The sequence below is a fragment of the Bifidobacterium sp. ESL1130 genome (assembly GCF_058507935.1).
The window spans coordinates 617,145-628,843 of the sequence record NZ_CP196379.1; the positions used below are offsets into that span (position 1 = coordinate 617,145).

The 11,699-nt window shown below is 59.1% G+C and carries 9 protein-coding genes; 4 read left to right on the forward strand and 5 right to left on the reverse strand.

The genetic code is table 11. The features are described from left to right. Window positions 1-109 precede the first annotated feature (109 nt). Both ACSYSO_RS02345 and ACSYSO_RS02350 read left to right on the forward strand, forming a co-directional pair. Window positions 110-1,699 carry a bifunctional folylpolyglutamate synthase/dihydrofolate synthase gene (locus ACSYSO_RS02345; protein ID WP_489760427.1) on the forward strand — a complete coding sequence of 530 codons (1,590 nt, stop codon included), beginning with the start codon at window positions 110-112 and terminating at the stop codon, window positions 1,697-1,699. 107 nt (window positions 1,700-1,806) lie between these two features. Further along, on the forward strand, window positions 1,807-5,550 hold the full coding sequence (locus tag ACSYSO_RS02350) for an AAA family ATPase (protein ID WP_489760428.1): 3,744 nt from the start codon (window positions 1,807-1,809) through the stop codon (window positions 5,548-5,550). An 18-nt stretch (window positions 5,551-5,568) separates the two neighbouring features. On the opposite strand, the gene ACSYSO_RS02355 is transcribed toward ACSYSO_RS02350, so the two are convergent. The 4 genes from ACSYSO_RS02355 to ACSYSO_RS02370 all read right to left on the reverse strand — a co-directional run bounded on the left by ACSYSO_RS02355 (window position 5,569) and on the right by ACSYSO_RS02370 (window position 10,228). Further along, entirely contained in the window at window positions 5,569-6,306 is a 738-nt protein-coding gene (locus ACSYSO_RS02355; protein WP_489760429.1) for an aspartate/glutamate racemase family protein, read from the reverse strand. After that, a complete protein-coding gene (locus ACSYSO_RS02360) occupies window positions 6,303-7,547 on the reverse strand; it encodes a carboxylate--amine ligase (protein ID WP_489760430.1) in 1,245 nt (414 codons plus the stop codon). The genes ACSYSO_RS02355 and ACSYSO_RS02360 overlap by 4 nt, the downstream gene beginning before the upstream one ends. A gap of 126 nt (window positions 7,548-7,673) precedes the next feature. After that, entirely contained in the window at window positions 7,674-9,332 is a 1,659-nt protein-coding gene (locus ACSYSO_RS02365) for a UDP-N-acetylmuramoyl-L-alanyl-D-glutamate--2,6-diaminopimelate ligase (protein WP_489760431.1), read from the reverse strand. A 155-nt stretch (window positions 9,333-9,487) separates the two neighbouring features. Next, window positions 9,488-10,228, reverse strand: a complete 741-nt coding sequence (locus ACSYSO_RS02370; RefSeq protein ID WP_489760432.1) for an exonuclease domain-containing protein — start codon at window positions 10,226-10,228, stop codon at window positions 9,488-9,490. Window positions 10,229-10,446: 218 nt separating this feature from the next. On the opposite strand from ACSYSO_RS02370, the gene ACSYSO_RS02375 reads away from it, so the two are divergent. Then, window positions 10,447-11,085, forward strand: a complete 639-nt coding sequence (locus ACSYSO_RS02375) for a sigma-70 family RNA polymerase sigma factor (protein WP_489798975.1) — start codon at window positions 10,447-10,449, stop codon at window positions 11,083-11,085. 86 nt (window positions 11,086-11,171) lie between these two features. Then, window positions 11,172-11,483, forward strand: a complete 312-nt coding sequence (locus ACSYSO_RS02380) for a hypothetical protein (RefSeq protein WP_489798895.1) — start codon at window positions 11,172-11,174, stop codon at window positions 11,481-11,483. A gap of 94 nt (window positions 11,484-11,577) precedes the next feature. On the opposite strand, the gene ACSYSO_RS02385 is transcribed toward ACSYSO_RS02380, so the two are convergent. Beyond that, the gene (locus tag ACSYSO_RS02385) at window positions 11,578-11,652 is read right to left on the reverse strand and encodes a 50S ribosomal protein bL37 (protein WP_003817083.1); all 75 of its coding nucleotides are present in this window, start codon (window positions 11,650-11,652) and stop codon (window positions 11,578-11,580) included. Between the last annotated feature and the right edge of the window lie 47 nt (window positions 11,653-11,699).

Below are 11,699 nucleotides of genomic sequence, written 5' to 3' on the forward strand. Positions count from 1 at the left end.
AAGAGGCGGGATATGGGCAAGCCACATCTTAGAATGAGAGGCGGTATTCGCGGCCTGTTTCACGGCATGCGCCGCTTGCACGAGGTTAGGGCGAGAGAGCAGAGGTTCCATGTCATTCGAACATCCCAACACCAGCACATCCATCCGCAAGGTCGAACGTGAGGTCATGGACCGTCCCACCTCGCACCTGGACAAAGTGCACGACCTCAAATGCATGAACATGATGCTCGATCTGCTGGGACATCCCGAGGAATCGATGCGCATCATCCACGTCACCGGAACCAACGGCAAAGGGTCAACCGCGCGTATGGCCGAGTCCATCTGCCGGGCCTACGGCATGCGTACCGGCTTGTACACCTCTCCGCACCTGGAACGCATCAACGACCGCATCAGCGTGGACGGGCACGAGCTGAGCGACGAGGATTTTGTTGACGCGTGGCTGCAAATCAAGGATTTTGTGGCGTTGGTGGACCGGCAGATGGAAAACAACGGCGCCCCGGCTATGAGTTTCTTCGCCGTGCTCACCGCCATGGCCGTATGGAAGTTCGCTGATGCGCCAGTCGATGTGGCGGTCTTTGAAGTGGGTATGGGCGGCCTGTACGATGCCACCAACGCGCTGACCGCAGATGCGGCGGTCATTGGGCCGGTGGACCTGGACCATACGCAGTGGCTGGGCGACACCGTTGAACAGATAGCCCGCGAGAAGGCAGGGATCATCAAGCCGGAATCAACCGTTGTCATCGGTGCTCAGCCGCACGAAGAAGCGGTCATGCCCATTCTCGAAGATGCGGCGGTGGCCGCCCATTCCACCATGGTGCGCGACGGCGAGGAGATGGAGGTCGTCTCCCGTGCGCCGGCCGTAGGCGGGCAACTGGTCACGCTGCGCACGCCTGGTGGGGTGTATGAGGATATTCCGGTAGCGAAGTTCGGCGAACATCAGGCGCATAACGCGCTCGCGGCGCTCGCAGCTGCCGAAGTGGTGATACCGGTGGCCGGGGCATTGAGCCAGGAGGTCGTGGCCGAAGCGTTGGGCGGGGTGAAGATTCCCGGTCGCATTGAGCAGGTGCGCACGTCGCCAACCATCATCATTGACGGCGGGCACAACCTGAACGCTGCGGAATCGCTGCGTCAGGCGCTCGAGGAAAACTATGATTTCGAGCAGCTTGTCGGTGTCGTCTCCATGATGAAGGACAAGCAGGTGGAGGAGTATCTGGGCACGCTGGAGCCGATTCTGAGCCATATCATCGTTACCGGCAATTCCTGGCGCGAGCGTGCCATGACGCCTGAAGACCTTGAGGAAGTGGCGGTGCGTGTTTTCGGCCGTGATCGCGTGACCCGTGTCGACGACCTGCCCGATGCCATCCAAACCGCGGTCGACATGGTGGACAGCGAAGATGAAATGGGCGTGGGGTACGGCCATGGCGTGCTGATCTGCGGAAGCTTTGTGCTTGCGGGAGACGCTCGCACACTTCTCAAGGAGCGGCATGACGCCAATCTGGCCAAGTCCAAGGGCGAGCGTGTGCTCGACGCTGAACCGGCAGACGTGGCTCGCGAGGATGGTTTCGACGGTACCGAAGACTTCGGCGGAGATTATGGCGAGGCAGCGGCTGCATCTGAGGATGATGCGAACGACGATAATGGGGACATCGTTTCTCAGATTTTCGGCTCCACCTTCGGTGATTTTTCCGATGAGAGCTGATTGCGCTGGTGTGTGACTGACAGGAGCGCGTGCTGGCGACGGTGGTGCCATAAGAGTAAGCTACGTTACATTAGGAACGCAGAATGAGACGGGTGCCACGGTAAGCCATGTATTTGAAAGAGCTGACGCTTCGCGGATTCAAGTCGTTCGCGTCGGCTACCACACTGCGCTTCGAGCCGGGCATTACCGCAGTGGTGGGGCCCAATGGCTCGGGTAAATCCAACATTGTCGATGCGCTCACTTGGGTGATGGGCGAACAGGGTGCCAAAAATCTGCGCGGCACCGCCATGGAAGACGTGATTTTCGCCGGTACGTCCGACCGCCCTCCGTTGGGCCGCGCCCAAGTGAGCCTGACCATCGACAATACCGACCGTTCGCTCGACATCGACTACACCGAAGTGACCATATCGCGCACCATCTTCCGCGGGGGAGCCTGCGAGTATGCCATCAATGGTTCATCGTGCCGGCTGCTTGACATCCAGGAGTTGCTCTCGGATACCGGTCTGGGACAGCAGATGCACGTCATTGTCGGGCAGGGGAGGCTCGATGCGATTCTGAAAGCGGATCCTGCCGGTCATCGTGCGTTCATCGAAGAAGCGGCAGGCATCCTCAAACACCGCAAGCGCAAGGAGCGTGCCCTGCGCAAACTCAAGCACGCTGAAGACAACGTGGCTCGTACCGACGACTTGCTGCAGGAAATTCACCGACAGCTCGGTCCGCTCGGAAGGCAAGCCAAGATTTCCCGGCGTGCCGACGGCATACAGGTCACGCTCAGGGACGCCCAGGCACGATTGCTTGCCGACGATGCGCAAGAGGTGGTGGAACAGCGAGAACAGGCGCGTAATCGCATGGGCATGGTGCGCGGGGAGCTGGAAGAGGCTCAGCGCAGCTTGGCGACGATCAAGGAGCGTATCGAACAGGCGGAAGCACTGAGTTCGCGTTCCAGCCCCGCCATCGCACAGGCCAATGAGATATGGCATGACTATTCCCAGTTGGAGGAACGGTTCGAAGCCCTTTCCGCCCTTGCCGCAGAACGCGCTCGCCACGCACGTGAGCAAGTGTCTACAGGGTTCGGGGAAGACCCCGACGTGCTGGAAGCCCGGGCCTGCGAACTGGACGAACAAACCAGGCAAGCGGCTCAGACCGCTGACGATGCAAGATTGGCATTCGATCAAGCCACAGAACAACGTGCCGGAACTGAGAAGCGCTTGGCTGCCGCACGCCAGACGCTCAATGAGCTGCGCCGTGTCTCGCAGCAGCGAGAAAGCCAGAAGTCCGGCCTGCGTTCTCTGCTGGCACAGGAGGAAGCTGCTACGCAGTTGGCGCAGACACGTCTCGCCGATGTTGACTTGCAGCGTGAAGGGCTGCGCCAGCAGCGGGACGACATGCGTGCGCGCATCGCTGGGCTGGAACAAGACAGGCCTGCCGATGATGAGCATGATGCCGATCAGCTCGATCAGGCACGAGACGCATTGCGTGAACGTACCGAACGCTTCGAGGAGTTGAGCCGGCACAAGCGTGACCTTGACTCAAACGTCGTTGCGCTCAAAGCCAAGGCCGAGGCGCTGGACGATACGTTAGAGAGTCGTAATGCGGCAGAGGAACTCAAAGCTGATGACGATGTGACCGTGCTGGGTTCGTTGACCGAGTTCATCCATGTGAGCGATGGTTGGGAAGAAGCGGTGGCTCAGGCCTTGGGGCAATTCGCCAACGCGCTGGTGGTGCCGGACGAGCAGGGGGCGGGTGCGGCCTTGCTGCGCGCCAAAAACGAGCATTTGGGACGCGCGGTGGCATTGTACCCGCTGACTGGTGATGGTCGGTCCGGTGAGGGGAATGCTGCTGGCAGCGGTGATGCATCCGGTGACACCGGCGGCGAGACTGGTGCCGGCGCCATGACGAGTAATACTGTCCATGAGCCAAGGGCGGATTCTATGGCGAGTCTGGTTAGCGCGAACGCAGAGGCACACAACCCCAGTCAAGCGGCTTATGTGGTGGAATCGGTGCGTCTGTTGCTGGAGGGCATCGCTGCCGTAGAAACGTTGGATGACGGGTTTGCTGCGGTGAAGCGTGGCTGCAGGCAAGCGGTGACTCGCGACGGCGAGATCGTGAACCCGGTGGGAGCGGTCGGAGGTTCCGCTCTGCGGCAGAGCGACCTGTCCTTGGCGGCCAAACGGGGCAAAGCTTTGGCTGAGGCGGCACAGGTGGCTGAGCAGGCCGCCGAGGTGCAACAGCAGGTGGAGCGGGCCCAGCGCGATCGCGATGAAGCGGGGCGAGAAGTCGATAAACAAGCTACCGCCCGTGCCGAAGCCAGATCCAGAGCCAAGCAGGCTGAGCAATCCCTGCATGAGGCACATGCGGGATTGCAGCGGCTGGATGGCCAAATACGTGCGCTCGACGAGCGTGAAAACAGGTTGCATGACGATCTAGAAGAGCACCAGTTAAAACTGGACGACACCAAAACCGCGCTGGAACGGGTGGATGAGAGTGCTGCGGACGGCACCGATTTCAACGATGTGGAAAACCGCACCGGGCTGCTTGAACGCGAGCTGGACAAGTCTCGTGAAGTCGAGACCAGTGCAAAAATCGCTTGGAACGACGCCAATCGCAAGGCCGAATCCTTGCAACGGCAGGCAGGATTGCTGCACACTCAAGCCAGCGATGCGGCACAGCGGCGTGAACGCATGCAGCGGATCAACGAGCAACGTCAACGTGAGGCAAGCCATGCCACAGCCATAGCCGGCGACGCTCAAGCGGTGGCACGTCTGGTACGTGAACGATTGGAAGCCGTGGGGCAGTATCGCGTGTATCTGCAACGGCAAGCCAGTGGCACCGACAACGAGCTGAAAGCATTGCGTGAACAGCGCAGCCAAGCCGAACCTGCTGTGGCGCAGCTTCAGCGCCAAGAGCATGATCTGGATGTGGAACGTGAGCGTCTGGCGGCGAGATACGGTCAGTTGGAACAGCAAAGCTCCGACGAGCTGGGGCTGGGTCTGGAAGAGTTGGTGCGCGAGTACGGGCCGAACCTACCGGTACCGGTTCTTGACGAAAACGGCAGACCGGTGCCGGTTGCGGGGGCAGAGGCTCTGCCCCCAACATCGGAGATGATGGAGACGGAGTTAGAGAAGCAGCGCGGCACGGACGGTGAAAGCGATGCTGTTGTGCCGTACCAGAGTGTGCCGTACGTAAGACAGGAGCAGGAGAAGCGCGTGCTCAAGGCACAGCGCGACCTGAAAGCGCTCGGTAAGGTCAATCCGCTGGCCACCGAGGAATTCGAGGCGCTGGAAGCACGCAACCAGTACCTGAACGAGCAGCGTAACGATGTGGCCAAAAGCCGGGACGATCTGTTGCAGCTCATCAAGGACTTGGATGCCACCATGGTGGAAGTGTTCCGGCAAGCTTTTGACGACACGGCCACAGCGTTCGAGAAGGTGTTCGCCACCCTGTTCCCCGGAGGTACGGGACGACTGCGTTTGGAAGACCCGGACGATATGCTCACCACTGGTGTGATTGTAGAGGCCAGTCCGGCAGGCAAACGCGTCAAGCAGCTGAGCCTGCTTTCGGGCGGTGAACGATCGCTGACCGCCCTGGCGCTGCTGTTTGCCATTTTTACGGCACGTCCCAGCCCGTTCTATGTGATGGACGAGGTGGAAGCGGCGCTCGACGATCTCAATCTGACTCGCCTGCTCAATGCGCTGAACGATCTGCGCGAACATGCCCAGCTCATCATCATCACCCATCAGCAGCGCACCATGAGTATCGCCGACGCGCTCTACGGCATCACCATGCGTGCCGATGGGGTGAGTGCGGTCATCAGCCAGAAGCTCGACCGTCAAGCGGATGCTGAGCGGTGACAGGCAAAGGTGAAGTCGTCAGGATTGCCGGCGCAACGCCAGAGCCCGGGTCACGGTATCTTCCGCCAGAATGTGCTGTGCGTCAATGATGGGCACACTGGGGGAGGGGAATGCCTCGTCCAGCACCGACAGCTCGGTACAGCCCAAGATTACCGAATCGCACCGGTATTGAGCATGTTCGCTCGTGTCGAGTAGCTCGTGCAATACGTCTTGGTAGCGTTCTTGACTCAACGGTCCGCCGCTTTTCACATCCCGGTAGATCAGATCGTCAACTTTGGCCTGCAATGTGGCATCAGGCGCTACAAACGTATATCCTGCCGCCTGCACCGCCGCTTGGTACACGCCCGAAGCGCGCGACCCTTCAGTGCCCATGAACCCGACCCTTGGATGGGATGAGACAGGGTAATGCTCACTCATATGCCGCACGGCCCCATCGAGCATGTTGAGAATCGGCACATCAGTGAGCGCCTGGAACCTGTCGAACATGGCATGCGCCGTATTGCAGGGAATGGTGATGAACGATGCTCCGAGCGCAGTGGCTTTCTCGATGTCGTCGGCGATGACCGGGAAGGGATCGTCCTGGCTTGCTCCCAGCATGAAATCGGTACGGTCAGGCACCGAGGCGTCGTTGAACACCACATAGTCCAGGAATTCCTGGTCGGTGCGGGCGCCGGTGAGCTGGTTGACCAAACCGATGTAGGACTGGGTGGCGAGCGTGCCCATGCCTCCGATCACAGCGAAGAACGGCCGCCTCATTTCAGATCGGCCTTCTGCTTGAAGAATTCGGCATACCGTTTCTTATAGATGGAATAGGCGTGCCTGATCAGCATGGAGCGTCTGAGATTGCGGTCGTTGCTGTATTCGAGCGTCGTGCCCCAGTCGCCCTTGGCGATCATGGATTCGGCCAGCGTTTTCTCGTTGCCTTCCGCCACGTAGTCGGTGAAAACCGAACGCGGTATTTCCATCCACAGCTTGGACCCGCGGCCAATGGTCGTCTGCCCGTCGAAGGGAGTGTCTTCCACAAGGTCGTCGACGAAATACTTGGCGAGATTGTAGCCGTTGAGCGTCACAAAGAAGCTGGAACGCCCCTGCCGCAAGTTGATTTCGAACAGTTTGTACTGCCCGTCGCGCTCATCGTATTTCATGTCGAAGTTCGCAACGCCCTCGTACTGAATATCTTCCAAGAACGCTTTGATCTGCATGCAGATCCGCTCGTTGTAGTCCGGGATGATGGCCGCATAGTTGCCGACCGCCTCAGGGGTAGGGTCTTCGAGCAGCGGGTGGCCCAGGAACATCATGCGCACTCGGTGATGTTGATCCACGTAAGCGTTGAGCACACGCATGTGGCTGTCGTCGCCGGGAATGAAGTCCTGCACGATCATCTCGGCGCGGTAACCGGCTGCGTAAGCGCGGCGAATCAACGTATCGAGCTCGTCGGCGGTCTCGATGATGAACGCCTTCTTGCGGCCCGGGAAATCAACGTCGAGCCATGCAGCGGAATCCGCCGGCTTCATGGCTACCGGGAAGCTGAACGGCAGGTTGTTATGCTCACCTTGCTCCACATCCTTGGCGGTGAGCACTTTGGTCTTTGGGTGAGGCAGGCCGTAGCGCTCGCATGTCTCGTAGAACGTGTTCTTGTAGCTGAGCTGACGGTTGAGCGCAGGGTCGAGCGTGTTGAAGACGAAATATTCGCCCAGATCGGCCGAGTGCCGGCTCAGCAGGTTGGCGTACAGGTCACCGCAGGGGATGAGCAGCAGTGTGGTATCCGGACGTTGCTCACGCATGCGCTTGCCGTATTCGAGCAGCGTGGAGCGGAAGGTATCGTCGTGCCCGAAATCCTCGACGATGTGCATGTCGACAATGCGGCTGAATCGTGTGGGGGCGAGTTGAAAATGTGCGAACGCGGTGGAAACGATGCCGTATTGCTCATGAAATGCGCGGGCCATGCCATAGGCGTTGATGTCGCTGCCGAGCAGGACTGGCTGAAATTGCTTCATATCTGTAACTCTACCTCAGTGTGATTGCATTGGTGTGATTGACGTTGGTTGCCATGCCGGGTGATGTGCGTTCGGCGTTGGGCTGTGACGTGGATTTGCGCTTGAGAACGGTCTGCAGTGTGGCGCTCATCGCGCAACGGCAGACGGCGCGAACATGCGCTTGACGATGGCTGTGTCACCTTCGTATGGCACGTGTTTGCCGTCGATTTTAATCCACTGTTCCTCGCCCTTGCCGATGATGAGCACCACGTCGAAACCATCGTGCGTTTGCGCCTGACGCAGGGCATGCTGCACGGCCTCGCCCCGCTCGAGTATGACACGCGACGAGGTGGACGGGTCGGTGAGATGGCGCTGCATCTGGGCGCAGATATCCGCCGCGTCTTCACGGTCCGGGTCGTCTGCCGTCAGAACGATTTCGTCGACCCGGCCTTGGGCAGCCTCCACAATGCCTTGGCGCCGGTCGATGGCCTTGCCTCCGGCCGAACCCGTGACCAGTGTCAGACGGGGAGATCGGTCTGCATAACGGTGCAAGGCAAAGTCGATGACGGCGTTCACGCTGGCGAAATTGTGCGCAAAATCGACGATGGCCGCAGTGTTGGTGCTTGAATCCTCGAACTCTTCCATGCGCCCCGAGATGCGTACGGTTTCGATAGCATGCGCGGCATCATGCGCGTTCACGTCCACTCCTGCGCTGCGGACGATGCTCAATGCCGCGGCAGCGTTGGCATAGTTGAAGTCACCGTCCATACTCAAATGGAACAGGGTGTTGTGTGAGGTTTCCGATTCAGTGCCGCCACGCCCCTCGAGAGGAATGTTCGCCTCGCTGCCGCTCACGATTCGGTAACCGGTGCCGCCAAGGTCGGGCCAGGCAAGCGTATCGGCATCGTGGCTCAAGAATTGCCTTGCCTCGTCCTCGGTAGGCTCATCATTGAGCACACGGAAGTGCCGCACGGGAACATGCGCTGCCGCGGCATCCTGTTCGATAAGATCGGCGTGCGTGCAGTCGGCGCCCAACACCAGTGTGCGACTATTGGCCACAAGTTGGCGTTTGCAATGGAAATAATCCTCGAACGTGGGGTGCTCGATAGGGCTGATATGGTCGGGAGAGAGGTTCAGGAACGCACCTACGTCGAAGGTGAACCCGTATACCCGTCCCACTTTGTACGCCTGCGAGGAGACCTCCATGACCAGGTAGCGCATGCCGTTATCAACGGCATGCCGCATCATGCGCAGTGCGTCCAACGATTCGGGGGTGGTCAGGGACGATTCGGCGTAGGTGGTGCCGTCCAAGCAGTTGGCCACCGAAGAGAAGAGCGCGGCCCGGCCCTCGCTTGCTGTGTTGAGGATGGCCTGCGTGAAGTAGGCAGTGGTGGTCTTGCCTTTGGTGCCTGTGATGCCGATGAGGGTCAGGTCACGCTGGGGATGCCCATAGAATTCGTCCGCCAGCAAGCTCATGGCTTGATACACATCATCGACGATGAGCCCCACGGCATTGGTGACTGCGCTGTATTCCGCTTCGGAGACGTAAGCCAGCAGCCCCTGTCCGTCAGCTGAACTCAGGTATTCGGGGTGGAAACGGCCTTTGCAGAACAGCATGGTACCGGTGGTGATACTGCGGGTGTCGTAGGTGAGCGCCTGTATGGGGAGGGTGGAGACAGCGCCGCCGGTACCGGTCTGCTTGTCGAAATCAGCGGGGTTAAGCGACCACGTGTCACCCTGAACCATCTCGCGCAGCATGTGATGCTCGCGCAGCAATCGTGCCGCATCGGCCAACGTGAATGCCATACCCGCCCTTTCTGTGGGAATTCGCCTGAATGTGCAGGGCGAAACGATGAGAAATCTCAAGGAAAGGGTACCGCATGGCCTAGGCGATGGTGCTGCCGATTCAGCTTGCTACGATGCCGGGAAGAGTCGGCTCGCAAGCGGTCGCCGGTCCCAAGTCACAGCCACGTGTCGTTGACGGGTCTGCGACCCCGGCTCTCCAGCCACTTGTTGAACGATTCGCGCCATGTGCCATGCGCTTGGCGCTGCCAATCCATCAGATCCTCCAACTTCAGCGTGTTGATTTGCGGGAACAAGCGAGCCATGGGAGCAATCAAATCGACGGCGGCGATGGTGTCCGCGATGGCGTCATGGAAGTCACCGTGCGGTTCCACACCGTAATATTCAGTAGTGGCGCTCAGGGTGCGCTTGCCGGAACGGTGGGAAACCTCACGGTCGATGACCAGCGGATCGACCACCAGCAGCTCTTCTGGCAGCGGATCCAGTTTCCAGCGCTTCAGATCGCCGGCGATCATGCGTACGTCGAACGGGGCATTGTACGCCAGCAACGGTATGCGCTTGGTTTGAGCTGCAGCAATGACTTGGGCTATCTGAGCTATGGCGACCTGTGGTTCTTCGCCGTTGGCCTGCACGAACTCGTCGGTGAACCCGTTGACTTTGCTGGCTCCTGCTTCGATATGACGGTGTGGGTTCACGAGCCATTGCGCCGTGACATCACCCTCGAACCCGGTCTCGGGGTTGCGCAGCACCAGTGCCGCAGAGACGATGGCGTCACGGCTGGAAGTGCCGGTGGTTTCCGTATCGAATCCTAGAAGATATGAATTGCCGAGCGTGGTTGCGATGTCTTGTTCGGGCGAGTTGTTGATTGCTGTGATGAGTGTGTCTGGTGAAGCATGCATACTTCTATTATGCTCAAAAGGCGCGATACGCCAAGTTTGCATGCACGATTTGTGGACGAGGTGATGCAGTAAACACCACGAATGGTGCAAATCGCGCAATGAGTGTCGGTATGGCACGGCTTGCCATTTACAATAGAGGCATGGAACAGACAATGACAACGACCGTGATGCAGCGTGCAGGTGCTTCTGCCGCCGGGCGGTCAGTCATGCCTGTGAGCATGGAGAATCCCGCAGTGCAGGCCTCTTCTGCGAGCGAAACTTTGGCGGAGAAACGACGTCGGTTTGAGAGTCTTGCGCTTCCCGCTGTAGACAGGCTCTACCGTTACGCCATGAAGCTCACCAATAATCCCGAGGATGCACAGGACTTGGTACAGGACGCATATGAGCGTGGTTTCAAGGCCTTCGACAGCTTCCATGAAGGCACCAATTTTGAAGCTTGGATGACCACTATCGAGCGCAATGCGTATTTCAACCAGTATGCCAAGGCCAAGAGGCGGCCGGCAAGGGCCAACGATGCCACTGGTGAGTACGATGACTGGGACATCTACGCCTCTTCGGAGCATGCTTCCGACGGTTTGAAATCCGCTGAGCAAGAATATCTTGACGCGTTCGCGCCACAGGAGATTATGGCGGCGCTCAACAACCTGAGCCCTGAACGGCGGCAAGTGTTCATCGACACGGCGATTGACGGAAAATCCTATAAGCAGGTAGCCGAGGAGCAAGGTGTGAAGATTGGTACGGTGATGAGCCGTCTCAACCGCGCTCGCACGCAGCTCAAGAAGGAATTGACCGACTACGCGGTGGACCATGGGTATGCTGATCGTCCTGCTGCTGATTCACTTCCGGCGAATCACTAGCGTGCAGGGGATTGAACGTTTAGAATAAGACGGTAATGGTGCGCGTTGAAAGACGAATGCAGTGAAGCAGTCTCGAGAGGACGAACATGAGCGGTGTGGTGCGGCGAACTGTGAGTGCCCGAGGTGAAGTGGATGTTGAGTCAGGCTCGGTGAGCATGAGTGTGACCAGCGCGTACGAGGCGCACGAAGACTCCTCGCAGGTCCATGCCTGCGGTTCGCAATCGCCCGATGAATGTTTTGACCCGGCCTCGTGTTGCGATGCGGCCGAACAGATGCTCATTAGCAGACTCAGGCATATGTTGCGTCCTGTAGCCGCTCCGGAACAACTGATTTCTCGTATTGAATCGACGCTTGACCGGTGCTGTTTGGAGAGCGAGGCACGCGATAGCGTCGAGTGATGCCCTCAAGGTGTCAGTGCATATGAGGTGTCAGCGCATATGAGAATGCCCCTGCAAGCGTGTGCTACAGGGGCATTCTCAATAGGTCTGCTACTCAGGCATTTGGCCTTTTGCCGTGATTGGCTGCCTTCTTGCGGCGATCCTTACGCTTACGTCCGCGCATACCCATGATGGACTCCTTTACATCGGAAAAGTATTCAACTTGGCTTATTCTCG

What these genes read in the sequence shown, in the direction of transcription:
- ACSYSO_RS02365 (WP_489760431.1), bottom strand. Translation starts at nt 9,332, where the DNA reads ATGGCATTCACGTTGGCCGATGCGGCACGATTGCTGCGCGAGCATCAC.
- ACSYSO_RS02370 (WP_489760432.1), bottom strand. Translation starts at nt 10,228, where the DNA reads ATGCATGCTTCACCAGACACACTCATCACAGCAATCAACAACTCGCCC.
- ACSYSO_RS02380 (WP_489798895.1), top strand. Translation starts at nt 11,172, where the DNA reads ATGAGCGGTGTGGTGCGGCGAACTGTGAGTGCCCGAGGTGAAGTGGAT.
- ACSYSO_RS02360 (WP_489760430.1), bottom strand. Translation starts at nt 7,547, where the DNA reads ATGAAGCAATTTCAGCCAGTCCTGCTCGGCAGCGACATCAACGCCTAT.
- ACSYSO_RS02375 (WP_489798975.1), top strand. Translation starts at nt 10,447, where the DNA reads ATGGAGAATCCCGCAGTGCAGGCCTCTTCTGCGAGCGAAACTTTGGCG.
- ACSYSO_RS02350 (WP_489760428.1), top strand. Translation starts at nt 1,807, where the DNA reads ATGTATTTGAAAGAGCTGACGCTTCGCGGATTCAAGTCGTTCGCGTCG.
- ACSYSO_RS02355 (WP_489760429.1), bottom strand. Translation starts at nt 6,306, where the DNA reads ATGAGGCGGCCGTTCTTCGCTGTGATCGGAGGCATGGGCACGCTCGCC.
- ACSYSO_RS02345 (WP_489760427.1), top strand. Translation starts at nt 110, where the DNA reads ATGTCATTCGAACATCCCAACACCAGCACATCCATCCGCAAGGTCGAA.